The sequence below is a fragment of the Alteromonas sp. MTD1 genome, from assembly GCF_042848195.1.
GTDB lineage: Bacteria > Pseudomonadota > Gammaproteobacteria > Enterobacterales > Alteromonadaceae > Alteromonas.
Window position 1 is genome coordinate 25,046 of sequence record NZ_BTGG01000011.1, and the last position, 24,888, is coordinate 49,933.

Consider the following 24,888-nt stretch of genomic DNA (forward strand, 5'->3'; position numbering starts at 1 on the left):
TGACTCACTACTTGCAGCGATTCCGACGCCGTTTTAATCCTTCGTAGTTTTTATAAAAATATTTTTTGTAGCTGTTTATGATAATTTTTGATTGAAAAATAATTCCTGATAATTTCTATATTTTCGTTATTTTTCTCTAGTTCCAAAGAGTCAAACTTATCAATATCGTTAACTTTGATCCCTTTGTCCTCAAAAAATTTCCATTGAGTTGTAGAACTATCGACATATACAGTTTTTCCTAAACCAAGTAGCGTAATAGTGTTACCCATCGCTTGTTGTCTTTTATGATTAAACAACGCAATATCGATATTACTTAACAGTTGCAAGTATTCTTCAAACGGCATGAAACTGGTCAACGGTTTAAATTTGTCACCAAACCACTCTTTCCCTTGTTTTATCACTTTTTGAGCGTGCTCTTGGGGACCATATGATAGTGGTGTGTAAATAGTGATATTTTGGTTTTTGAAATCTAACAGCTTTTCTAGTGTCGCTATGTGATTGTTGCTTGATGCGGCTGAATTTCCTAAGAGAATATTAATGCCCTCATTGTACTTCCTTTCAAATCTTTGACATTGAAAAAGGTTACTGGTGTACATCAAACATTCAAAGTGTAGCCCTTTTGCCCCATACCATTCACGAGCCAGATTTACATCTCCTTCAAGATAGGTAACTAAAAAACCAATGTTTCTGATGACATGCCTTCGTAGAAACTCTTTTACTTTCCACTTAAATGTCTTTTTGCCAAATTTGTATGTATAAAGATCGCCACCCCAAATCACCCAGTGGCACTTTTTCAGTAACCAAGGTGCAAAAAACAAAATCTTTACTATGTTAATGTCAAATAGACTGTGAAGAATTATTTTTTCTGATAAATGCATTTTTATAATTGCATTCAAATAGTATGTAATATTGGAATTGCGCTTTTTACCTATTAACTTTACGTTTTCGTGAGGTAGGAGCTCCTTTTCTGCCATTCCTGCCTTAAGCAAAAACAAGTGTTCTTCGAAATTAAAGTTTGAGTTTACAAACTCTATAAATGGTGGGATAAACTTGTCACATTTGCCTATGTGCAAAATTCTTCTAGTCATAATCTGGTCCAGAAACCGTTAAACTTAAAAACTAACGCTCTCTTGAACCAAAAAATTCAAGAACGCTTTCAATAACTTTTTCTTGATTCTTCTTCGCCATTCCGAAGTAAAGAGGTAAACGGACTAATCTTTCGCTTTCTCTCAAGGTATTCTTATCTTCTCCAACAAACCTTCCGAAATTTTTGCCGGCCGGACTCGTATGCAGCGGAACGTAATGAAAAGGGGTCTGTATACCAAGCTTTTTCATCGTTTCTATAAATTCGCTGCGTTCAATAAATGAACTCAGTTTAATATAAAACATATGAGCGTTATGCTGTACAGAAGAAGGAATAGCGGGTAACTCTTCGACATTTAAATGTTTATTGAGTCCTCTATAGTATTCATTCCACAAAGACAAACGAAACTCGTTAATAGTGGTTGCCGCGTCTAATTGCGCACATAAATAAGCCGCCTGCAACTCGCTTGGCAAAAAGCTGGAACCAATATCTTTCCATGTATATTTATCAACACTTCCGTTCAAAAACTGACTACGATTTGTTCCTTTTTCTCTTATAACTTCAGCTCTTTCTACTAGTCTTGGCTCATTTATTAATATAGCACCGCCTTCACCACCCGAAGTATAGTTTTTCGTTTCATGGAAACTGTAACAACCAATATGGCCGATAGTACCGAGAGCTTTGTTTTTGTAGGTAGACATAACTCCTTGCGCAGCATCTTCAATGACCCACAGATTATGCTTTTTAGCCATAGCCATAATCTCATCCATTTCACATGCTACTCCAGCATAGTGTACTGGGACAATCGCTTTAGTTTTTGTTGTAATCGCAGCCTCAATCAACGATTCGTCAATATTCATTGTGTCTTTTCTAACATCAACAAAAACAATTGTTGCACCTCTTAGTACGAATGCATTTGCAGTTGAAACGAAGGTGTACGATGGCATGATTACTTCATCGCCTGGTCTCACATCTATAAGTATTGCTGCAAGTTCCAAGGCCGCAGTGCAAGAAGGTGTTAGCATCGCTTTGTGGGAAGAAAACTTTTGTTCAATCCAATGTTCACATTTTTTTGAAAAAGCACCATCACCACATAGTTTATCTGAACCAAGCGCTTGCTCGATATATGCTATCTCAAGCCCTGTTTTAGGAGGGATATTGAAAGGAATCATTTTTATACCTGCTTGTAGAACCAATAAGACTTTTCCGTAGTCGAAAAGCCAGTTTTAATGTAGAGATTAGTGGCCGCAATATTACTTTTTTGAGTTGATACACTGATGCTATTCACGCCTCTTCTCGCGCAATATGCTTCAACTATATCAATCAATTTCTTTCCAATACCCTTACCATGGTAACTGGGTGCAACTCCGATTAGCCCTATTGTCGCTTCCTCTTGCCTTATTCGCAAAGTTACAAAGCCCGATATGTCCTCGTTAGTTTTTATCACTAAACAACAATCATCAAACTTAGCTAAAATCGCATTTCGTAACCAACAGCGATAGAAGTCATCTCTTTCATTCTCAGAAAACCAAGGCTCTTTAAAACGACTGTTAATATACAAGCCGGTTACGATTTTTTTTAAGTCATCTAACAAGGAATCATCAGCAAGATGATATGAAACCAAGTCAAATCTTGACTCGCAGCTGCTAAGTGATTTTGAATATGTGATCTCACCCTCAACGAAACCAAACCCACTTTTACTTACAAAATCAAGTGACATGGCGTCATCTGAATTCAGTTTTATAGAGATTAGAGCATTATGTATAGCATGAGTTTGCACAACTGAATCAAGTGGGGGGGAAAGCGAATATATCTGTCGTCCGAAAAAAGCAGTTTCCCACTCGTTCAGTACAAGGTTACCAGTACTCACTTTTTGATTAACTCAGTTAGGTATTGACCGTAACTATTTTTAGACATCAAAGATGCTGCATGCATTATCTGGGACTCCTTTAGCCACCCATTATTGAAGCCTATTTCTTCAAGGCATGCGATTTTAAATCCTTGCCGCTTCTCTATTGTCTCTACGAATTGTGCTGCCTCTAATAAACTTTCATGCGTGCCTGTGTCAAGCCACGCGAAGCCCCTCCCCAGAATTTCAACCTGAAGTTTTTTGTCTTGTAAGTACATCTCATTTATACAAGTTATTTCTAACTCACCTCGTTCAGAAGGCACTACGCTTTTTGCAAAATTCACAACAGAGTTATCATAAAAGTAGAGTCCCGTCACAGCCAAGTCAGACTTTGGTTGTTCTGGCTTTTCTTCTATTGAAACAACTTTTTGGTTCTGGTCAAATTCTACTACTCCAAAACGCTCAGGGTCCTTGACTTGATAACCGAAAACAGTCGCACCATTTCCGCTTTCAGCATTTTCAACGGCATGCTTCAATTTAGGAGTAAAGCCTTGCCCATAGAAAATGTTGTCCCCTAGCACTAAACAAACATCATCTTTACCAATGAACTCTTCTCCAATTATGAAAGCTTGGGCTAGCCCATCAGGTGATGGTTGAACTGCATAATGAAGTTCGATACCGAACTGAGAACCATCTCCTAACAAGCGTTTGAAGGAATCACTGTCTTCACTTGTTGTAATTATTAGTATTTCTCGAATACCCGCTAACATGAGCACGGAAAGCGGATAGTAAATCATTGGTTTATCATAAATAGGCAGTAACTGCTTCGAAACGCCCATTGTTATTGGATACAACCTCGTACCTGAGCCGCCCGCTAGAATGATGCCCTTCATAATTCACCTCCGTCTAACGAACCTAAACGTTCTCCTTTGTATGCTCCATTAAGAACGCGAGACCACCACTTCTCATTACTCAAATACCATTGAACAGTTTTTCTTATACCGCTTTCAAAGGTTTCCGCTGGCTTCCAACCAAGCTCTTTTTCAATCTTGCTTGCATCTATTGCATAGCGCACATCGTGCCCCGGGCGATCGCTCACAAAGGTTATTAACTCTTTGTATTCTTTTATCCCTTCTGGCTTTGCAGGGACAAATTCTTCAAGAAGTTCGCAAATAATATTTACTACTTCAATATTTGCCTTTTCGTTATGTCCACCAACATTATAAGTTTCTCCAACTTGGCCTGTTGTTACCACGGTATAAAGGGCATGTGCATGGTCTTCAACAAAAAGCCAATCTCGGATTTGCATTCCATCCCCATAAACCGGAAGTGATTTTCCCTCTAATGCGTTTAGAATCATTAGCGGTATAAGTTTCTCTGGGAAATGATAAGGCCCATAATTATTAGAGCAGTTTGTCACAACTGTCGGTAAACCATAAGTTCTTTGCCATGCACGCACTAGATGGTCGCTAGACGCTTTAGACGCAGAATATGGGCTCGATGGCGCGTACGATGTTGATTCTGTGAATAGATCATCTGTACCTTCTAAGTCTCCATATACCTCATCGGTTGATACATGATGAAAACGGAAAGCATCTCTTTGTTCACTCGGCAACGAGTTCCAGTATGCACGTGTAATTTCAAGAAGGTTATATGTGCCAAGAATATTGGTTTCAATAAACTCACGCGGGCCGTCTATTGAACGATCCACATGTGATTCCGCTGCCAAGTGCATCACAGCATCAGGTTTGTGACGCTCAAAGACGCTTCGGAGTGCTTCAAAATCACAAATATCGACATGTTCAAACTCGTAACGCTCTGAGTTTTTCACCTCTAATAATGACTCGAGGTTGCCAGCATAAGTTAACTTATCGACGTTTATCACTGAATCAGTTGTATTGTTGATAATGTGTCGAATAACAGCAGAACCGATAAAACCAGCCCCACCTGTAACTAAAATTCTCACTTCCAAATTCCTTTTGTATCAACAATAGCCTGAATTTGTGGTGTTCCTTTAGCTTTGAATTCTTTGTGGTCTACTAACAGTACAGCGACGTCAGCTTCTTTTTCGGCGCTAGCTTGCGACACAAGCTCAAAACCCTCATTTGCTATTTCTATGATGTTCGGCTCCACAGCAATCACACGCCCTGTATGCTCTTTTGCTATCTGCCGTGTAATGTTCATTGCCGGGCTCTCTCGCAGGTCGTCAATATCAGGCTTAAATGCTAGTCCAAAGCACGCGACAGTTACGTCCTCAATACGTTTTTCTGGGTTCGCTTTTACGAAATCGAAAATAGCAGCTTTTACCTTATCAATTACCCACAATGGTTTGCTGTCATTAACCTCTCTAGCAGTGTGAATTAGGCGAGCTAAATTTGGAGTTTGACTTACAATAAACCATGGGTCTACCGCGATACAGTGCCCGCCCACTCCAGGTCCCGGCTGTAAAATATTTATACGAGGGTGTCTATTGGCTAATGAAATTAGCTCCCAAACGTTGATATTTAATTCATCGCAGATAACAGAAAGCTCATTAGCAAATGCTATTTGAACATCTCGACATGAGTTTTCCGTAAGCTTGGCCATTTCAGCGGTACGCGCATTAGTAACAACACATTCACCTTGCACGAAGGTTTTATATAGCTCGATAGCGCGCTTTGAGCATTCTGGAGTCATGCCACCGATAACGCGGTCGTTCTCTACTAGCTCTCGTACAACATGCCCCGGCAATACGCGTTCAGGGCAGTGTGCAATATTTATATCTACGGTAGCGATGTCAGCGGTAGTATTTGCTGATGGAAAATTCAATTCAGGCCTTTCTTCTGCCAACCAAGCAGCCATTTGTTCTGTGGCACCTACCGGAGAGGTGGATTCTAATATTACTAAATCACCTTTTTTGAGTACCGGTGCGATTGCTTTTGCAGCAGCTTCAATATATCGCAAATCTGGCTCAGGAATTTCACTTCCATTATTTTTGAACGGTGTAGGAACTGCTATTAAAAAAGCATCGGCAGGTTCAGGAGACAAAACCGCTTTAAGATAACCTTCTTTAACTGCAGCATGTACTATAATATCGAGTTCAGGCTCTACGATATGTATCTCACCACGATTGATGGTGTCGACCGCCGTTTGGTTTACATCAACACCGATAACCTGCTTTTTACGAGACGCAAACATAGCTGCAGTTGGCAAACCTATGTAGCCCAAACCTACAACTGATATAGTATTAAAAGACATGAAAATCCCTTGCGCTTTAAATATGAAATATTGAGTTATTTACTGGAAGCCAGTATATCTAGAATACGAGTACAGGCTTTGCCATCCCCGTATGGGTTGTGAGCGAAGCTCATAGTGTTATACGAGTCTTCATCTACTAATAATTCGCGAAGTGTTCTAGCTATTGCTTCTTTATTTGTACCAACCAGTTTTACTGTGCCGGCGTCAACTGCTTCAGGCCGCTCAGTCGTATCACGCATTACAAGCACAGGCTTTCCTAAACTAGGAGCCTCCTCCTGAATTCCGCCTGAATCTGTTAATATAATATGAGCACGATTCATAAGATAAACGAAAGGCAAGTATTGCTGTGGCTCAATTAATTTTATGTTTTCAATACCAGTAAGCAGCCTATTAACTGGTTTCTGAACATTTGGGTTGAGGTGCACAGGATACAGAATCTGGGCCTCTGGATGACTTTTTGCCACCTCGACTAATGCTTCACAAATACGCTCAAAACCACCACCGAAGCTTTCTCTGCGATGCCCGGTTACCAATATAAGCTTCTTACTAGAGTCAATAAATGGAAACTGAGCGTCAAGTTCCGCCTTGAGCATGCCATCGCTTTCAAGCCTATGTTTTACCATAAGCAGTGCATCAATAACTGTGTTCCCCGTTACGCTGATAGCTGACTCGGGATGATTTTCAGCAACCAAATTTGCTTTACTTTTTTCTGTTGGTGCAAAATGAAACTTTGTGAGCGAGCCCGTAAGTTTTCTATTTGCCTCTTCTGGCCATGGGCTATATATATTACCAGTGCGTAAGCCAGCTTCCACATGACCTACGGCTATCTGTTCATAGTAAGAAGCTAAACTTGCTGCGAAGGTAGTAGCGGTATCCCCATGTACTAATACGACATCAGGCTTAAACTCTTTGAGTATAGGAGTAAGCTCAAGCAATATTCGACTTGTAACCTCAGGTAAAGTTTGGCCCGCTTTCATGACATTTAAGTCATAGTCAGGTTTAATTACAAACAGTTCTAGAACCTGGTCCAGCATTTCTCGATGCTGAGCCGTAACGCATACTTTTGATTCGAATCGATTATCGTCCGATAAAGCATGAACTAAGGGCGCCATTTTTATAGCTTCTGGACGAGTACCAAAGACAGTTAAAACTTTCATTAATTAAAACCTAAGAATTTCCGCGTTAACACTAACGCGACACCAATGAGACCACCAAAGAATACTGAGATCACGCACATCAACGCACGTTTAGGCCCTACTTTTTCTTCAGCTACTATTGCTGGGTCTATAACCTCTAAGACGTATTCATCACGAATACTCGCCAGCATTTTAGTTTGTTGTTGCTTTTCTATTAGTTGATAAAACACTTGCTGCATGTCAGCAACACTAGTCTTAGTTAAAGCGTCATTTAAATAGTCAATACTTTTTTGAGCATCAGCAATGTCGCTTTGACGCATACTTGAATTCACTGATTCAATAAGTTTTGTCAAAATGCTTTGAGCAATTATTGGAGAAACATGTTTTACCGAAGCAGTAATTAAACCAGTTTCTTTATCTCGACCAACGGAAAGGACTTCCTTTACGAAGTATTTATGAGCTTCTAAGTAACTTGGTTCTGGCTTTTTAGGCGCCTTGACGTCCCTTACCCATAGATTTTGCTCGACATCATAAACGCTGGTATCAAAAATCAATGTGTTAGTTTGCTGGTCCCAGCCTTTTACTGCTAATAAGGTAGCTTTTAGTTCATACGTATCTATAAACTCACCAATGAACTGCCGACTCTTAAGTAGCTCCAAGGCAATTGTAACTTTATCTCCAGATGCATTGGAAAGATTAACGCCAGCAAGTGATGCAAGGCCACCAAACTGATTTGCTATACCGCTAATTCCACCGCTAGTGGTTTCTTGAACGGGAGCTAGCAATACCTCACTTTTGTATATATTGGGGATACTCAAAGAGTAGAAAACTGTTATTAATGCGGTTAAAACAGTAGAAGCAATAATTATCCATTTTCCTTCCCACAAGTCGCTAACAATTTCTTTTATATCTACTCTATTGGCTATATCTTTTTGATCAGACACAGTATTTTCATTATTAATTTTCATATCAACACATTACCCCATCATTACCTAAGGCTAATAATTGATTTTGAACAGTCTTTCAGAGTCAATTCACAATTCCTTAAATCTTGGAAAAACTACAAACCATTAATCGCAGCAATAGCAATCGCTGTGTTATAAAGAATACCTGTCGCCGTACTCCACAGGCTCAATGTATCTCTGTATTCAGTATCCAGCGGAACAACAATGGTATCGCCAGGCATTATTTCGTTGTTTTTAAACCAGCCAGAAGATGGTCTGAATACTGAGCCGTTGGCTCTAACTACATAAATACGATCATCATCGGCACGTACTTTCAAACCACCAGAGCTTTCAATATATTCTTTTGCATTAAGGTCTGGGTCGAATAGGTGAGATGTTGGGAACTGCACCTCGCCCATTACCGTTACCGACTGCGAAATTTTAGGCACATACAACTCGTCACCATCGTTTAACGTAAGGTCGAAACGCAGGTCGCCGTCCCAAAGGGCTTGTAAATCTATGACTAAGCGGCCGATGGCTGTAGTAGCGGTTAGGCGGTCTTTCAAACGCTGTGCTTCTGCGGCACTTACACTCTTCGTATCGTCGCTTTTATCAACGCTTAAGGTTGCTAGTTCCGACTCTAGCTCCTTAGTAAGTCGTTGAATCTGCTCTTGCTCACGTATTCTTAATGATTCACGCGAGAATACTGCGCCCATTGGGTACGCTAAGTCTGTTAAGCCGCCTGCCCGTTGTATAACAGATGAAAGGGTTTCACCTTCTTGCAGCACGTACATTCCTGGGAACTGCACTTCGCCCGCCAATTTAATAGTTCTGCGTTCGCGCCACTCAGGTATACGCTTTATAAGCAGGGTGTCTAACGGCTGCAATACTACTTCTTCATTAAGCTCTATAACGCTGTGTACAAGTTCTGCGCGCGTAGCATCGTCTGACTTAAAGCGCGTAAGCTCTGCATTTACCATGTAGCTTGATGCGTTTAAATCGCCCGCTAATTTGATTAGCATGTCCTTGGTCATACCTTCAACGTACGGGTACACACCAGGGAAACGCACATCACCACTAATGGTGACCAGCTGCTGAGAAAACCCTTTGGTAGCTTGTAGTCCAAGCTCTTCTATCAAGTCTGCAATAAGTTCATCACGAGGTTCGTTTTTACTGAACACAAATAAACGGTCTAGCGGTGCAAGTTTTAACTGCTCACTACTGTTTAGGTCAATGTAGCGAAGCTCTGTTTTGAACGTATTTTGATTGATGCGCGCAAGTAAAACGAAATTCAATTCTGCTTGCTGGGTATAACCCATAGCAGCGCGTAAAACGTTGTTTACTGTCGCATCAACACTCAGTGGATAATGCCCTGGGTTTCTAACTGCCCCAGAAATCTTCACAACCTTTGGTGGCTGCGCTAGCGTAGTCTGCTTTTGAAGCTGCTCGATAACAGAACGTAAACTAAACGCTCTTTCTTCTTCACGGTTAAAAACGTAAATCTTGTCCTTAGCGCCTAACGTGAAATTTGACTGTTCGCTCTTATAACGTAGGTAATCGGCATAATTTACATCGTAAGCAGTAATTGCGCCTGTTAGCGGATCTTCACGTGTAATAAGAATGTAGTTTAAATCGGGCTGCGGATTAAAATCGTGAATACTTGGCAGTAATTCACTTAGCTGCATTCCTTCATACCAGCCGTACACTCCTGGGCGGGCAACATGACCAAGTAACGTTACACTTTGTTCTACAGTATCTAATGTTGAACTTACCTCAACTACATCACCATTTTGAACAGGTTGAATGCGTTTGTTTCTAAGGTTTACGTTAACAACCTGCTTTAAACCTTGTGTGGTAATGCGCTCTAGTTTAACAATGTCACCAAACGCGGTGGGCAACAAACCGCCGGCAAGTTTTATAACTTCTCTCACCGAGCTTTCTTGTTTCACTTCATAAATTGCCGGGCGCGTAACCGAGCCTTTAACCGCTACCGTTTTCCCGCGTGTAGGAATAAACACTACGTCACCAGCCATTAAACTTACATCGCCACTGATATCGCCTTTTAGCAGTAGGTCGTACAAATCAAGCTCTGCTACCACGTTGCCTTGTCTTTTCACTTGAATGTTACGTAGTGAGCCGATATCGCTAATGCCGCCAGCGGCAAAAATGGCTTGTGTAACCGTAGAAAGTGAACTTAACGTGTAGCTTGCAGGCTTGTAGGCCTCACCCAAAACGAAAACACGAATAGAGCGCAGTTCGCCCATTGAAATGTTGCTGCGAACACCGATGATTCGATTGCTAATTTCTTCGCTTAATTCTTTACGCACATCAGAGAAGCTTTTTCCAACAACTGAAAACGGGCCAAGCTTTGGTATATCAACATCGCCCTCGCGATTAACTACTAATGAGTAGTCTTGTGCTTCCTTCCCATAAATTTTTACGCGAATGGTATCGCCAGGGCCCAAAACATATTCATTTGGCACGGGCACATCTGAAACAGGTGCAAAAGTGCTAGGTTCGCCAGCGAATAAATCATAACCGAATGGTTTTAGCGCTTCTTCAGCGTCGTTTTTAAGAGAGAAACGTGTTTGCTTATTTTTTTCCGCGAAGCAGTAGAAATCGTCACTGAATAATGGCTCTTCTTGTTCACTCTTACGGCGCTCAATATCTTCTAACATCGCTATTTTGGGCTGCATTACACGCGAACCTAGTTCAGCCTTTTGCTCTTCAGTTGCTTGAGTACGTGGTACACAGCGAACAATCTGATTGTCACCAACGTTTATTTGAGAAATCTGTACTGAGCTCTCATTGAAGCCCATTGACTCTGCGAAGCTTTGATTATTGTTAGTGGTGCTATCTTCGTTGGCAGCTGATCTATTTCGCTCACCATTAAGCTCGTTAAGCGAGGGAGATGCTTGTTGAGTTTGTGAGGTTTGCTTCAAAGAATTTAAATCAACACCGTACTGGGCAGCCAACGCTTCTTGTTGCGCTTTGGGCAACTGCATAAACATGTTGAGTTGTTCTGGTGTTGGGGTAACCGCTGAAACTTGCGAGGACATCGTCATTGATACGAATGATGCAATGATAAAACAGATTTTCTTCACATTGATTCCCTTAATTATGCGTGAGCGTGCCACTACTTCAGTCCAGATGATTAAGCACAGGCGCGGGATTCTACCTGTTTAGCCTAAAAATTTCCAATACCAAAGTATTAAATTTGACGAAATGGATCACACTCTAGTATGAATTTTTTAAAAGGCAGTTTCAATGGTATTAACGGTATGGATAGGCTAGGTAAGCGATATGCAATGGCAATCTTGTACTTTTACTTTTTGTAACAACTTGTGTGTTTTTGCAAACAACAAAAAACCCGGCCTAAGCCGGGTTTTTCTAAAGTTCTGATTATTCAGAACTAAGAGTATTTATTACTCTTCAGTTGCTTCTACTGATTCTTCTTCAGCTTCTACAACTGGACGGTCAACTAGCTCAACATATGCCATTGGGGCATTGTCGCCAGCACGGAAACCGCATTTAAGAATGCGAGTGTAACCGCCTGGACGAGCTTCGTAACGAGGACCAAGCTCGTTGAATAGTTTACCAACAACCTCTTTGTCACCAGTGCGGGCAAAAGCTAGACGGCGGTTTGCAACGCTGTCTTCTTTAGCCATAGTGATTAGAGGCTCAATTACGCGACGTAATTCTTTCGCTTTTGGTAACGTAGTTTTGATCACTTCGTGCTTGACCAAAGAACCGGCCATGTTTTTGAACATAGCTTGACGATGGCTGCTGTTGCGATTCAACTGACGACCACTCTTACGATGGCGCATAGTTTTATCCTTCTCTACAAATCAGTTTGATAAAAACCTGATTAATCTTTTTCAGCGATGCTCTCTGGCGGCCAGTTTTCTAGGCGCATACCTAGAGAAAGACCACGAGATGCTAGAACATCTTTGATTTCAGTTAGCGATTTCTTACCAAGGTTTGGCGTTTTAAGTAGCTCAACCTCAGTGCGCTGTACCAGGTCACCAATGTACTGGATAGCTTCTGCTTTCAAACAGTTTGCAGAACGTACTGTTAGCTCTAGGTCATCAACCGGACGAAGCAGAATTGGATCGAATTCTGGCTTCTCTTCCTTCGCTTCTGGCTCAGATACATCACGTAGGTCTACGAATGCGTCTAGCTGCTCAGCAAGGATGGTTGCAGAACGGCGGATCGCTTCTTCAGGATCTAAAGTACCGTTCGTTTCCATGTCGATGATTAGTTTGTCTAGGTCTGTGCGTTGTTCAACACGAGCAGACTCTACACTGTAAGCAATACGTTCAACTGGGCTGTATGAAGCGTCAACTAACAAACGACCAATTGGACGATCATCTTCTTCAGAGGAGCGACGGGTAGAAGCTGGTACATAACCACGGCCCATTTCTACTTTAATGCGCATGCTGATTTCAGCTTCGCCAGTTAAAGTACAAATAACATGCTCAGGGTTTGTAATTTCTACGTCGCCATCATGCTGAATATCACCAGCAACAACAGGGCCAGCGCCAGATTTCACTAGAGTTAGGGTTGCCTCAGTTTTACCTTCAAGGCGAACCGCTAAACCTTTTAGATTTAGCAAGATTTCAATTACGTCTTCCTGAACACCTTCTTTGGTGCTGTACTCGTGAAGAACGCCATCAATTTCTACTTCGGTAACTGCACATCCTGGCATAGATGACAGTAAGATACGACGTAGGGCGTTACCTAGAGTGTGGCCAAAGCCGCGCTCTAGTGGTTCCAAAGTTACTTTGGCACGAGTAGGAGAAACGTTTTCGATCTCTACTAATCTCGGTTTTAGGAATTCAGTCACAGAACCCACAATGCTTCCTCTTTAGTTAGCTTTACTTAGAGTAAAGTTCGACGATCAACTGTTCGTTAATTTCCGCAGACAGGTCAGTTCTTTCAGGAACGCGCTTAAAAGTGCCTTCCATTTTGCTGCTGTCTACTTCAATCCAGGTTGGCTTCTCACGTTGGTCAGCAAGTTCCAAAGCAGCAACGATACGCGCTTGCTTTTTAGCTTTCTCACGAACAGAAACCACGTCTTCGGCAGAAACGTTAAACGATGGGATGTTCACAACTTGACCATTTACCATGATCGCCTTGTGGCTAACTAGCTGACGTGCTTCAGCACGAGTGCTAGCGAAACCCATACGGTAAACTACGTTATCAAGACGCTGTTCTAAAAGCTGTAGCAAGTTTTCACCTGTGTTGCCTTTTAGACGTGCAGCTTCTTTATAGTAGTTGCGGAATTGCTTTTCCAGTACGCCGTACATACGACGAACTTTTTGTTTTTCACGCAGCTGTACACCGTAGTCAGACAGACGGCCACGACGGGCACCGTGCTGACCAGGCGCTGTATCGATTTTACATTTAGAATCGATTGCGCGAACGCCGCTCTTAAGGAACAGGTCAGTTCCTTCGCGACGGCTAAGTTTGAGTTTTGGACCCAAATATCTTGCCATGATCTTTCTCCAACTGTCCGTCGATTAAACGCGACGTTTTTTCGGTGGACGACAACCGTTGTGAGGAATAGGGGTCACATCGGTAATGTTTGTGATCTTATAACCTGTAGCGTTAAGAGCACGGATCGCAGACTCACGGCCTGGACCTGGACCTTTAACGAATACTTCAAGGTTCTTAAGACCGTATTCTTGTGCAGCAACACCTGCACGCTCAGCAGCTACCTGTGCAGCAAAAGGGGTAGATTTACGTGAACCACGGAAACCTGAACCACCAGATGTCGCCCATGCTAGTGCATTGCCTTGACGGTCTGTAATAGTCACAATTGTGTTGTTGAAAGACGCATGGATATGAGCCATACCGTCTGCAACCTGACGTTTAGCGCGTTTACGCGTGCTACGAGCTGGTGCTTTAGCCATAACTTACTCCCCGCTTACTTCTTAATTGGCTTACGAGGACCTTTACGGGTACGCGCATTAGTTTTAGTGCGCTGACCACGTAGAGGCAAGCTACGACGGTGGCGAATACCACGGAAGCAACCCAGGTCCATCAAACGTTTGATGCTCATAGAGACTTCACGACGCAGATCACCTTCAACAGTGAACTTTGCCACTTCGTCACGAAGCTTATCAATAGTAGCTTCGTCTAGCTCTTTGATTTTTGTATCTTCTGCAACACCAGCGCCCGCACAGATGCTTTTCGCACGTGTGGGACCGATACCGTAGATCGCTTGGATAGCGATTACAGCATGCTTGTGCTCAGGAATGTTAATGCCAGCGATACGGGCCATTAACAGCACTCCTCTTGTTTATTTGTCGACGACCTAAAAAGCCCGATAGGATACTTACCCGTCGACTAAATTGCAAATAAAGGTTCAGAATACCCAAAAGCAAAACTGCAGAACCTGATAAGTATTGTCAGGTTCTGCTTACAGTCTTGCCAATATTCTGTACCGCTTAGATTAGCCTTGACGCTGCTTATGCTTAGGGTCAGAACTGCAAATTACACGCACAACACCGTTGCGCTTGATAACTTTACAATTACGGCAAATCTTTTTTACTGATGCACGAACTTTCATTACATCTTTCCCCTTTCTATCAATATTAAGGGGCTAACTTATCGGCCGTAGCCTTTAAGGTTAGCTTTTTTCAGCACAGACTCATATTGACTCGACATCAAATGTGTCTGTACTTGTGCCATAAAGTCCATGATAACCACTACTATAATTAGAAGCGACGTACCACCAAAGTAGAACGGCACATTCCAAGCAATTAGCATGAATTCAGGCACTAAACAAATAAAGGTTATGTACAGTGCGCCAGCCAGTGTAAGGCGAGTCATTACCTTGTCAATGTAACGCGACGTTTGTTCACCTGGACGAATACCAGGAATGAACGCACCAGACTTCTTCAAGTTATCTGCTGTATCACGCGGGTTGAAAACCAACGCCGTGTAGAAGAAGCAGAAGAAGATAATGGCTGCTGCATATAACATCACGTACAGCGGTTGACCAGGAGATAGCATAAGCGCTACGTCTTGCAACCACGCTGTTGATTCATTCTGTCCAAACCATCCTGCGATAGTACCCGGGAACAGAATAATGCTAGAAGCAAAGATTGGTGGAATAACACCAGCAATGTTGACTTTCAGCGGTAAATGGGTGCTTTGCGCAGCAAAAACCTGACGGCCTTGCTGACGTTTTGCGTAGTTTACCACAATTCTGCGCTGTCCGCGCTCTACAAATACAACTAGGTATGTAAGAGCAATAACAATCACGCCAATCAACAGTAGGAACAACATGTTAATGTCGCCCTGCCTTGCTTGTTCCGCAGTCTGACCTATCGCTGTTGGCAGACCGGCAACAATACCAGCAAAAATCAATATAGAGATACCGTTACCAATACCTCGTTCGGTAATTTGCTCACCTAACCACATTAGGAACATAGTTCCTGTGACTAGGCTCACTACTGCCGTAAAGTAGAATCCGAAGCCAGGGTTTATTACCAATCCATTAATCAGGTTAGGCAAACCAGTCGAAATACCAATTGATTGGAAGATAGCCAATACTAGCGTTAGGTAACGCGTGTACTGGCTAATTTTACGACGGCCTGCTTCGCCTTCTTTTTTAAGCTCTACCATCGGTGGATGAACCACCGAGAGCAACTGCATGATAATGGATGCAGTAATGTATGGCATAATGCCCAAAGCCAGAACGGATGCACGCTCAAGCGCACCACCAGAGAACATGTTAAACATTTCTACAATGGTGCCTTTTTGTTGCTCGAACAAGTCAGCAAGTACCGCTGGATCGATGCCAGGAATAGGAACATAAGAACCTAGTCTGAAAACAACAATCGCACCAAGTACGAACAACAATCTTGCTTTTAGCTCACTCAAGCCGCTTTTAGCGCCTGAATCCAATCCTGGTTTAGCCATCTAGCTTATTCCTCTACTTTACCGCCAGCAGCTTCAATCGCTTCTTTAGCGCCTTTAGTAACCTTTAAACCGCTTACTGTAACAGCGCGTGATACTTCACCGCTCTTAACAACTTTAACGAACTGGATTTCTTTCTTAACAAGTCCAGCTGCTTTTAAAGTTTCAAGAGACGCTGTATCACCGTCAACCTTCGCGATTTCAGCAAGAGTTACTTGATCAGTAACAAAGCTCTTGCGTGAAGTGAAACCGAACTTAGGAAGACGACGCTGGATAGGCATCTGACCACCTTCGAATCCTGGCTTAACACGGCCACCTGAACGGCTTTTTTGACCTTTGTGACCTACGCCACCTGTTTTACCAAGACCTGAGCCAATACCACGACCAGAACGCTTACCAGTAGGCTTTGAACCTTCGGCTGGAGAAATTGTATTTAAACGCATGTCTTACTCCTCCACTATCTCAACCATGTAATTTACACGGTTGATCATGCCACGAACGGCTGGGGTATCTTCCAGTTCACGAACATGGTTGATTTTACGAAGGCCTAAACCTTTAAGCGTAGCTTTGTGCTTTGGCAGACGGCCAATTGCACTTTTAGTTTGCTTTACTTTAATCGTTGCCATGTCTGATTACCCCAAAATTTCTTCTACAGACAATCCACGCTTCGCAGCAACTTTCGCCGGGCTGTTCATTTCTGTCAGCGCGTTGATTGTTGCACGTACAACGTTGATTGGGTTTGTAGAGCCGTAACATTTTGAAAGTACGTTTTGTACACCAGCTACTTCAAGTACTGCACGCATCGCACCACCAGCAATAATACCGGTACCTTCTGATGCTGGCTGCATGTAAACTTTAGAGCCAGAGTGACGACCTTTAATAGGGTGCTGTAACGTGTGACCGTTAAGGTCTACGTCAACCATGTTGCGACGTGCCTTTTCCATTGCTTTTTGGATTGCAGCAGGTACTTCACGTGCCTTACCGTAACCAAAACCAACGCGACCGTTACCGTCACCCACTACTGTCAATGCAGTGAAACTAAAGATACGACCACCTTTAACCACTTTAGAAACGCGGTTTACAGCGATCAATTTCTCTAGAAATTCACCATTTTGAACGTCTTGTTTAGCCATTATAAACTCCTAGAACTGAAGACCAGCTTCGCGAGCTGCATCAGCTAATGCTTTAACGCGACCGTGGTATTGGAAACCACTACGATCGAAAGCCACTGCTTTAATGCCTTTCTCAAGTGCGCGCTCTGCGATTGCTTTACCGACTACCGTCGCTGCTTCAGCGTTACCTGTAGACTTAAGACCTTTTGCAAGATCTTTCTCAACAGTTGAAGCTGCAGCCAACACTTCAGAACCGCAAGGAGCGATTAACTGAGCGTAGATGTGGCGAGGTGTACGGTTAACTACCAAGCGATGCGCGGCCAGTTCACGAATTTTTGCACGTGCGCGAGTAGCGCGACGAATGCGAGCTGTTTTCTTATCCATCGTATCACCCACCTACTTTTTCTTAGCTTCTTTACGACGTACGTTTTCGTCAGCATAACGAACACCTTTGCCTTTGTAAGGCTCTGGTGGACGGTAACCACGAATGTTCGCCGCAACCTGACCAACCACCTGCTTATCGGCGCCTTTAACGACGATTTCAGTTTGGCTAGGAGTTTCAACCGTAATGCCTTCTGGCATTTCGTATACTACAGGGTGAGAGAAACCTAGAGTAAGGTTTAGCTTGGCACCTTGTGCTTGTGCACGGTAACCAACACCTAACAATGTAAGTTTTTTCTCGAAACCTTGTGAAACACCTTGAACCATTGCATTTAGGATAGAACGAGCAGTACCTGCTTGTGCCCAATTGTTTGCAAAGCCTTCACGTGGAAGTGCTTTCAATTGGTTATCTTCCTGTGCAATTTCAACAGCGTCATTGAAAACGCGAGTCAAAGTGCCTTTACTACCTTTAACAGTAACTTCTTGACCAGAGATAGAAACTTCTACACCTGATACAACGTCTACTGGGGCTTTTGCTATACGTGACATTTCAACTCCTCCGTTATGCTACATAACCGATGATCTCACCGCCCATGCCAGCGTTACGCGCTGCACGGTCAGTCATCACACCTTTAGAAGTCGACACGATAGCGATACCTAAACCACCCATAACCTTTGGAAGCTCATCTTTTTTCTTATAGATGCGCAGACCTGGACGGCTTACACGTTCGATAGTGTCAATTACTTGCTTGCCTTCGAAGTACTTAAGCGTAACTTCTAAAACAGGCTTAACGTCACCAGAAGCAGCGAAGTCTGCAATGTAACCTTCTGCTTTCAATACTTCACAAATAGCAACGCGAAGTTTTGAAGAAGGCATAGTTACAGAAACTTTCTGTGCCATCTGGCCGTTACGGATGCGGGTAAACATATCCGCGATAGGATCTTGCATGCTCATTATCAGCTACTCCTTACCAGCTGGCTTTCTTAAGGCCAGGGACTTCACCGCGCATCGCAGCTTCGCGAAGCTTGATACGGCTAAGACCGAATTTGCGTAGGTAACCATGTGGACGACCAGTTACACGACAACGGTTACGTTGACGTGATGCACTTGAGTCACGTGGCAGTTGTTGTAGCTTCAGAACAGCGTCCCAACGCTCTTCTTCAGAAGCGTTAACATCGCTGATAATCGCTTTAAGTGCGGCGCGCTTTTCAGCATACTTAGCTACTAGCTTAGTACGCTTAGCTTCACGTGCCTTCATTGATTCTTTTGCCATAACCCTACACCCTTACTTTTTGAATGGGAAGTTAAACGCGTCCAGCAGAGCACGTGCTTCTTCATTAGAGCTCGCACTGGTAGTGATAGTAATATCCATACCACGAACTTTATCCACTTTATCGAAATCGATTTCAGGGAAAATGATTTGCTCACGCACGCCCATGCTGTAGTTACCACGACCGTCGAATGATTTAGGATTCAAACCACGGAAATCGCGGATACGCGGGATAGCGATTGAAATCAAACGCTCTAGGAATTCCCACATACGCTCGCCACGTAGGGTTACTTTACAGCCAATCGGATAACCTTCACGGATTTTAAAACCCGCTACTGATTTTCTTGCAACCGTAACAACAGGCTTCTGACCGGCGATAGCCGTCATGTCAGCTTGAGCATTCTCAAGTACCTTTTTGTCAGCAACTGCTTCACCTAAACCCATGTTTAGAGTGATTTTTTCAATCCGAGGGACTTGCATGACGCTTTTGTACCCGAACTGCTTAGCAAGTTCAGCTACTACTGTTTCTTTATAGAAATCATGCAGTTTCGCCATCGTACTCTCCAATATAATTAAACAAGTTCGCCGTTAGACTTGAAGAAACGTACTTTCTTCTCATCTTCGAAACGGAAACCAACGCGATCTGCTTTGCCCGTTGCCGGGTTAACAATCGCAACATTAGAAACGTGAATAGAAGCTTCTTTCTCAACGATGCCACCAGCTACGCCCAGTTGTGGGTTTGGCTTAGTGTGCTTCTTGATAAGATTTACACCTTCTACAATTACACGGTTATCAGCAATAAGCACTTTAAGGACTTTGCCTTGTTTGCCTTTGTCTTTACCCGCTAATACGACTACTTCATCATCACGACGAATTTTATTAGCCATTATCGTGACTCCTTATAGTACCTCTGGGGCCAATGAGATGATTTTCATGAAGTTTTCACTTCTCAACTCACGGGTAACCGGGCCAAAGATACGCGTACCAATTGGTTGCTTGTTTGCATTAAGCATAACAGCCGCGTTACCGTCAAAACGGATGGTTGATCCATCTGCACGACGAACGCCTTTTCTAGTACGCACCACCACTGCGTTCAGTACGTCACCTTTTTTAACTTTACCGCGAGGAATTGCTTCCTTAACAGTAACTTTGATGATGTCACCGATACCTGCATAACGGCGATGCGAGCCACCAAGAACCTTAATACACTGAACCCTGCGAGCGCCGCTGTTGTCTGCAACGTCCAGGTTAGTTTGCATTTGGATCATGTTAGTGCTCCGCTCTTAAAATTAAGACTCTCCCGAGTCGTTAGTGCTGCTAAAAACAACTGGATATCGTTGCTTTTATGTACATACCCCCATAAAAAGGGCGCGAAATAATAACAGAAAACTTTGGGAAGTGATAGCGGTAAATTGAATTATTTTTAAACTATGCGAGCAATAAAAAAGCCCCGACTAAAAGCCGGGGCTGATAACCACGTCAAAGGTTATCATGCAGGAGCCTTTAGGCCGTTTTCCCTATCGGAAAACGCAGTATTTATATGTCGAGAAATGCACTTCTTTAAACTGTCAGTGCCAACGGGTTTAGATATGAAGTCACCCATACCAGAATTCAAGCATTTTTCTTTATCATCTGCCAACACATTGGCCGTTACTGCAACAATAGGAACGCGCTTGGTATTACCTTCCAACAATCGAATTTGCTTGGTGGCTTCTAGCCCATCCATCACAGGCATATGACAATCCATCAAAATTATAGAATAGATGTCGCCAGTTTGATAAGCATCTTGCACAAATTTAACCGCTTCTTCGCCATTTTCTGCAAGGTCGGCAGGTAACCCTATGTCTCTTAATTGCTCTCGGATAACGAGTTGGTTAATTTCGTTGTCTTCCACAATAGGTACTTTGTGGTTTTCAAAGGTTTGTGGGATATCAGCAAGTGGAAAACGCATTCCTGGCGTTATCACAGCATCGGGAGTGTGCACGTTCAGTACTTGGTAAGAATCACCTCGTATACTGCTTACTATTCCCGTTTCTAAGTTAAGCAGTGTAGTACCTGTTTCTAGCAACCTATCTAAACGTTCGTCAAAAGACAGCGCTTTATCGTTGGATATGTTGTGAAGATCGCTAATGATGCTCATAAGGATTGATGCCCCTTAAGGCCAAGTTTACTGCTACTAACGTCATAAAGATTTACAACACAAAAGGCTGAGCATTTTTTACTCAGCCTTTTAAACCTATAACATCTGCTTATTTATGAAAGTTTTTTTACTTATCAATTAGTCTAAGCTAAACGTAACCCGTTAATATAAAATGCTAATTTTATAACCTGTTGGTGTATCTGCAGGCTCCACAGTTACGATATAGTTCTGTTCTTCAGTAAATCCGAACAACGCAGTTCTATCCAATAACACCTGCTCTCCATTGTTGTCTTCATACACTGCAATGACTTCATAGAAATCAGACGGCAGAACTTCATCTTCACTTTCAGCAAACGACAAGTTCTGAACGTCATATTCTGCGGTATCAATCGTTTCGTCATTACGAACAAGATAAAAATCAACATCGTCATAGTCGTCAACCAAATTGACGAAGTTAACGGTTTTGTCATATGCCTGTGGAAGACCACTTTCTACCAACGAAGCCGCACCTAACTGCCCATTACTACTGTATATAAGGATAGCTTTGCTCTCGCCTTGATTCAGCGTAATCAACTTGTTGTTGATAGGTAACACCGTATTACTTGGGTCTATCACCGTAACGCGATAATCACCATAACGAATTGCACTGAACGAAGACAACTCGTTAGATGCCAGTGTGAAAGTCACATCTTCTTCATCAGAATTACCGCCAAACGTCACTGACAACGGTGTGGTTAAGTTAGTTGAGTTATAAATGCGGTATTGTGAATCGGCTTCCACATCGGTCAGTGCAGTGACTGACGATGAGTTCAAGATGGTATCTACTACCAACCCATCTTGAATTGCGCCACTAACATCGCGGAGTGATAGCAAATACTCAGTTTCATAAATAAAGTCGAGGGTTTGTGACTCGAATATTACCGTATCGCTTCCTGGCTGCGTTAAAAAGATAGTATATTCACCTTCATCGAAGTCGCTACTATCGTCATCGGCGTCCCAGTAAGTTAACTCCGAAATTTCTCCGGCTGACACCGTACCCAAAAAGTTTGCTGCTTCAAAAGGGTCGCCAGCTTCACTCATATAAAAGTCATACTGGCTTTCATCAATTACTACAGATGTCACAAATAAGCGAAAATGACCATCAAGTGTTTCACGCTCATACTGATACGCTGTAAATGAAGGAGAATTAAAATCGCCATTCATCACTACAATCGTTTTGTAGCCGTCGCGCAAGTTTACCGTAAGCTCGTCAATGAAAACCTCTTGGTCATCCGCATCAGTTCGAATAAATTCAAGCTCTATCTCGCCATCATCCATTGAATACATTGATGTGGCATCACCAAATTGAGCAGAGCCAAAGCTGTCGCCGTCAACTTCACGCATTTCAACGTTAGCACCGTTTGGTGAGCCGTTGTAAAACTGCAAATAGGCAAAAGTGTAGTCGGAATTATTGCTGTCTGAACTTCCGCATGCTGAAAGTAGCGTCAGAACAGCAATGGCTGAAATTAAAGTGCGCGCCTTTGAAATAAAAAAGTGGTGCATATCAGTGAATGTGATTTGCATTGTTGTGAAGGTCCTTAGAAGTATTCTTTATTAGCGTTGAAGGTAAAAAACACACAAGCATGTGCGTCATTGCTCTATGGCTAAATAAAACGACTTCCGTTCAGGCCTTTACACTAACTTTGCAAAACTGACACTACACCCTTATTTGTTGACACTTCACAGGGGTAGTAAAGGGTACTGAAATGAAAAAAGCCTGCACAGAGGCAGGCTTTATATGGGAACTAAGAGAAGTTTACTCGTAAGAGTAGTTCAGCGTTACGCCGCTATACGAAGAGTAAGCGCGAATACCGATGTGCCATGTACCTGCCGCTGGCGCGTCAAAAGTACATACTTCGTTGTTACCATTTTGATATGGACGACAATCGTAGCTATTTGTTTCTGGTTGAGAACCAAACTTCATGTATAGGTCAGCATCGCCTGAACCACCGCCAATAGTTACTGTCATGCGTGATACGCCTTCAGGAATAGTCCACTGATAGCGATCCCAGTTACGACGTGTACCAGAAAGACCCGTTAGCTGACCTGATACAGGCTCTACACCTGGCTCAGAACCGCCACCGCCATTACCGCTTCCATCACAGCCATTGGTGTTTAGGTAGTTATAAGCATCAGCAAGCTGCATTAAACCGTAACCATAGAAGTTATCACGGCCTGCGCTACCCTTGTCTTTTGCTGTCGCGTTTAGTGCATTACGAATTTGCGTGTTAGAACACTGCGGGAAGTAGCTCCATACTAGCGCTGCACCACCAGCAACGTGTGGTGTTGCCATTGATGTACCGCTTAACGATGCATAAGTGTTAGTTGGGTAAGTAGACTGAACCGCAGAGCCCGGCGCTGCAATTTCTACTTGGTCATTGTATTGGCTGTAGCTCGCGCGGTTCTCGTTTGAGTCTACCGCAGCAACAGACATAACAGCGTCATATGATGCAGGGTAAGATTTAGCGCTATTACCGTCGTTACCCGCAGCCGCTACTAACAGCATGCCAGCGTCGGTGAAGCTTTGCATAGCATTACGTTCTGCAGTAGACGAGCTACCACCACCCAAACTCATGTTAACAACGTTCGAGCCTGCGTCCTGACACTGTTGAATTGCATCGATAAGGTCTGAAGCAAATGTCCACTGACCGTTGTCATCGAAGATTTTAACAATGTGCATGCTAACGCCTGGGTAAACACCGATAACACCTTCGTTGTTATCGTATGCGCCAATGGTACCCGCAACGTGAGTACCGTGACCGTTACCATCGTTATACCAGTTGCCTACAGCACTGTTGTTAGCATTACCAGAAAGGCCGTTGTTAATGTCCGGCAGGTCTGGGTGACCGTAGTTGTAGCCAGTATCGATAATACATACTTTACGTGCAGTGGTATCACCTTGGCCAAACTGGTTTGCTTGCACCATGGTGTAACCGTAAGGAGCAGTTTGTGCCATAAGTGAGCGCTTAGCATCTACTTCAACACTTGCAACGTTTGGATTTTTACGCAGTTTATTTAGTGCTGATTTGTTAAGCGTAGCAGCAACCATACGACGTTTGCCGATTTCTTTCTTAATTTTACCGCCTACTTTCTGAACTTCAGAACGTGCAGCAGAAATGCTGAATGGACGCTTTTTAAGGCCAAGTTTCGCACCGCCGTTCACTTTTCCAGCGCGGCTGTTGTTTAGTGCAAGACCTGAGTCGCGACTCACAGACATGACCTGTGCATCGCCCTCTCCCATAATAACTTCACCGCTGCTCATTTCGTCTTTAAACGTGATGATATAGCGCTCATCAGTTTCAATTTCAGCAAATCTTTCGCCTAAACGACCGCGAAGTTTCTCCTGAAATGATTTTGGTTGGGCTTCAACTTTTACTAAACCAGTCTCTGCTGCAATTGCTGAATTACCCATTAAGCCAAGTGATACAGCAAGCGCTGCTGCTGTCATACATGTGTGTTTCTTATTTAATTTTGAGTTCAAAATTTATTTCCTGTTTATCTGTCTTGTTGTGTTTCAGCACTGTTTTTGTTTTTTCGTGCTTTTGAAACTTTTGTTATAAATTGACATACAGGTGTAACCGTTACCTTATACGAAATGCTCATCCATGACTACCGACGCAACTGCGTTGCAACGACTTACCCGTTTGTCAGGTAAGTAAGTAGTTTGAAATTCCACAAGCCACTTACAAGGTCTATATTAGGCAGTTTATCAATGCGTTAGGTATGTTGCCTTACCCTGGAGGTGCGATTTTTATACGTAATATTT

General features: G+C 42.9%; 29 protein-coding genes. All 29 read right to left on the bottom strand.

The window, feature by feature from the left end; genetic code table 11:
- Window positions 1-50: 50 nt before the first annotated feature.
- Window positions 51-1,088: a TDP-N-acetylfucosamine:lipid II N-acetylfucosaminyltransferase gene (locus tag ACGHAV_RS14960; RefSeq protein ID WP_390382377.1), complete on the bottom strand. Its 1,038-nt coding sequence runs from the start codon at window positions 1,086-1,088 to the stop codon at window positions 51-53.
- Window positions 1,089-1,119: 31 nt separating this feature from the next.
- Entirely contained in the window at window positions 1,120-2,256 is a 1,137-nt protein-coding gene (gene rffA, locus ACGHAV_RS14965; protein WP_390382380.1) for a dTDP-4-amino-4,6-dideoxygalactose transaminase, read from the bottom strand.
- A 2-nt stretch (window positions 2,257-2,258) separates the two neighbouring features.
- Entirely contained in the window at window positions 2,259-2,804 is a 546-nt protein-coding gene (locus tag ACGHAV_RS14970) for a GNAT family N-acetyltransferase (protein ID WP_390382383.1), read from the bottom strand.
- 146 nt (window positions 2,805-2,950) lie between these two features.
- On the bottom strand, window positions 2,951-3,826 hold the full coding sequence (gene rfbA / locus ACGHAV_RS14975; RefSeq protein ID WP_390382385.1) for a glucose-1-phosphate thymidylyltransferase RfbA: 876 nt from the start codon (window positions 3,824-3,826) through the stop codon (window positions 2,951-2,953).
- Entirely contained in the window at window positions 3,823-4,899 is a 1,077-nt protein-coding gene (gene rfbB / locus ACGHAV_RS14980) for a dTDP-glucose 4,6-dehydratase (RefSeq protein ID WP_390382388.1), read from the bottom strand. Before rfbB ends, rfbA begins: the two co-directional genes overlap by 4 nt.
- Complete coding sequence (gene wecC, locus ACGHAV_RS14985; RefSeq protein WP_390382390.1) at window positions 4,896-6,170, bottom strand: UDP-N-acetyl-D-mannosamine dehydrogenase; 1,275 nt, start codon at window positions 6,168-6,170, stop codon at window positions 4,896-4,898. Before wecC ends, rfbB begins: the two co-directional genes overlap by 4 nt.
- A gap of 35 nt (window positions 6,171-6,205) precedes the next feature.
- The gene (gene wecB / locus ACGHAV_RS14990; protein ID WP_390382393.1) at window positions 6,206-7,327 is read right to left on the bottom strand and encodes a non-hydrolyzing UDP-N-acetylglucosamine 2-epimerase; all 1,122 of its coding nucleotides are present in this window, start codon (window positions 7,325-7,327) and stop codon (window positions 6,206-6,208) included.
- The gene (locus ACGHAV_RS14995; protein ID WP_390382396.1) at window positions 7,327-8,274 is read right to left on the bottom strand and encodes a Wzz/FepE/Etk N-terminal domain-containing protein; all 948 of its coding nucleotides are present in this window, start codon (window positions 8,272-8,274) and stop codon (window positions 7,327-7,329) included. The genes wecB and ACGHAV_RS14995 overlap by 1 nt, the downstream gene beginning before the upstream one ends.
- Window positions 8,275-8,366: 92 nt before the next feature.
- Window positions 8,367-11,354, bottom strand: a complete 2,988-nt coding sequence (locus ACGHAV_RS15000) for an SLBB domain-containing protein (RefSeq protein ID WP_390382399.1) — start codon at window positions 11,352-11,354, stop codon at window positions 8,367-8,369.
- Between the two features lie 321 nt (window positions 11,355-11,675).
- Window positions 11,676-12,077, bottom strand: coding sequence for a 50S ribosomal protein L17 (rplQ, locus tag ACGHAV_RS15005; RefSeq protein ID WP_390382402.1), 402 nt, complete (start codon window positions 12,075-12,077; stop codon window positions 11,676-11,678).
- Window positions 12,078-12,118: 41 nt separating this feature from the next.
- Window positions 12,119-13,108 (bottom strand): DNA-directed RNA polymerase subunit alpha, encoded by a 990-nt coding sequence (locus ACGHAV_RS15010; protein WP_334015833.1) that lies wholly within the window; start codon window positions 13,106-13,108, stop codon window positions 12,119-12,121.
- A 19-nt stretch (window positions 13,109-13,127) separates the two neighbouring features.
- Window positions 13,128-13,748 carry a 30S ribosomal protein S4 gene (rpsD, locus tag ACGHAV_RS15015; RefSeq protein ID WP_012519214.1) on the bottom strand — a complete coding sequence of 207 codons (621 nt, stop codon included), beginning with the start codon at window positions 13,746-13,748 and terminating at the stop codon, window positions 13,128-13,130.
- A gap of 24 nt (window positions 13,749-13,772) precedes the next feature.
- Window positions 13,773-14,165, bottom strand: coding sequence for a 30S ribosomal protein S11 (rpsK, locus tag ACGHAV_RS15020; protein ID WP_013786215.1), 393 nt, complete (start codon window positions 14,163-14,165; stop codon window positions 13,773-13,775).
- A 14-nt stretch (window positions 14,166-14,179) separates the two neighbouring features.
- Window positions 14,180-14,536: a 30S ribosomal protein S13 gene (gene rpsM / locus ACGHAV_RS15025; protein ID WP_039217822.1), complete on the bottom strand. Its 357-nt coding sequence runs from the start codon at window positions 14,534-14,536 to the stop codon at window positions 14,180-14,182.
- Between the two features lie 171 nt (window positions 14,537-14,707).
- Window positions 14,708-14,824: a 50S ribosomal protein L36 gene (gene rpmJ / locus ACGHAV_RS15030; protein ID WP_012519217.1), complete on the bottom strand. Its 117-nt coding sequence runs from the start codon at window positions 14,822-14,824 to the stop codon at window positions 14,708-14,710.
- Between the two features lie 38 nt (window positions 14,825-14,862).
- The gene (gene secY / locus ACGHAV_RS15035) at window positions 14,863-16,182 is read right to left on the bottom strand and encodes a preprotein translocase subunit SecY (RefSeq protein WP_159627411.1); all 1,320 of its coding nucleotides are present in this window, start codon (window positions 16,180-16,182) and stop codon (window positions 14,863-14,865) included.
- 5 nt (window positions 16,183-16,187) lie between these two features.
- Complete coding sequence (gene rplO / locus ACGHAV_RS15040) at window positions 16,188-16,622, bottom strand: 50S ribosomal protein L15 (protein ID WP_012519219.1); 435 nt, start codon at window positions 16,620-16,622, stop codon at window positions 16,188-16,190.
- Between the two features lie 3 nt (window positions 16,623-16,625).
- Window positions 16,626-16,805 carry a 50S ribosomal protein L30 gene (gene rpmD, locus ACGHAV_RS15045; RefSeq protein WP_044058207.1) on the bottom strand — a complete coding sequence of 60 codons (180 nt, stop codon included), beginning with the start codon at window positions 16,803-16,805 and terminating at the stop codon, window positions 16,626-16,628.
- A 6-nt stretch (window positions 16,806-16,811) separates the two neighbouring features.
- Window positions 16,812-17,312: a 30S ribosomal protein S5 gene (rpsE, locus tag ACGHAV_RS15050; RefSeq protein ID WP_012519221.1), complete on the bottom strand. Its 501-nt coding sequence runs from the start codon at window positions 17,310-17,312 to the stop codon at window positions 16,812-16,814.
- Between the two features lie 9 nt (window positions 17,313-17,321).
- Window positions 17,322-17,675 (bottom strand): 50S ribosomal protein L18, encoded by a 354-nt coding sequence (gene rplR, locus ACGHAV_RS15055; RefSeq protein WP_105932260.1) that lies wholly within the window; start codon window positions 17,673-17,675, stop codon window positions 17,322-17,324.
- 12 nt (window positions 17,676-17,687) lie between these two features.
- The gene (gene rplF / locus ACGHAV_RS15060; protein WP_071816101.1) at window positions 17,688-18,221 is read right to left on the bottom strand and encodes a 50S ribosomal protein L6; all 534 of its coding nucleotides are present in this window, start codon (window positions 18,219-18,221) and stop codon (window positions 17,688-17,690) included.
- Between the two features lie 13 nt (window positions 18,222-18,234).
- Window positions 18,235-18,627: a 30S ribosomal protein S8 gene (gene rpsH, locus ACGHAV_RS15065; protein WP_131093534.1), complete on the bottom strand. Its 393-nt coding sequence runs from the start codon at window positions 18,625-18,627 to the stop codon at window positions 18,235-18,237.
- A gap of 13 nt (window positions 18,628-18,640) precedes the next feature.
- Complete coding sequence (gene rpsN / locus ACGHAV_RS15070; RefSeq protein WP_390382413.1) at window positions 18,641-18,946, bottom strand: 30S ribosomal protein S14; 306 nt, start codon at window positions 18,944-18,946, stop codon at window positions 18,641-18,643.
- A gap of 12 nt (window positions 18,947-18,958) precedes the next feature.
- On the bottom strand, window positions 18,959-19,498 hold the full coding sequence (gene rplE / locus ACGHAV_RS15075; protein ID WP_071816102.1) for a 50S ribosomal protein L5: 540 nt from the start codon (window positions 19,496-19,498) through the stop codon (window positions 18,959-18,961).
- A 17-nt stretch (window positions 19,499-19,515) separates the two neighbouring features.
- Window positions 19,516-19,830, bottom strand: a complete 315-nt coding sequence (gene rplX / locus ACGHAV_RS15080; protein WP_390382416.1) for a 50S ribosomal protein L24 — start codon at window positions 19,828-19,830, stop codon at window positions 19,516-19,518.
- 12 nt (window positions 19,831-19,842) lie between these two features.
- Window positions 19,843-20,211 (bottom strand): 50S ribosomal protein L14, encoded by a 369-nt coding sequence (rplN, locus tag ACGHAV_RS15085; RefSeq protein WP_012519228.1) that lies wholly within the window; start codon window positions 20,209-20,211, stop codon window positions 19,843-19,845.
- 221 nt (window positions 20,212-20,432) lie between these two features.
- Entirely contained in the window at window positions 20,433-21,083 is a 651-nt protein-coding gene (locus ACGHAV_RS15090; RefSeq protein ID WP_390382419.1) for a response regulator, read from the bottom strand.
- Between the two features lie 162 nt (window positions 21,084-21,245).
- Window positions 21,246-22,646 (bottom strand): DUF4397 domain-containing protein, encoded by a 1,401-nt coding sequence (locus ACGHAV_RS15095; protein ID WP_390382422.1) that lies wholly within the window; start codon window positions 22,644-22,646, stop codon window positions 21,246-21,248.
- Window positions 22,647-22,878: 232 nt separating this feature from the next.
- Window positions 22,879-24,603 (bottom strand): S8 family serine peptidase, encoded by a 1,725-nt coding sequence (locus ACGHAV_RS15100; protein ID WP_390382425.1) that lies wholly within the window; start codon window positions 24,601-24,603, stop codon window positions 22,879-22,881.
- Between the last annotated feature and the right edge of the window lie 285 nt (window positions 24,604-24,888).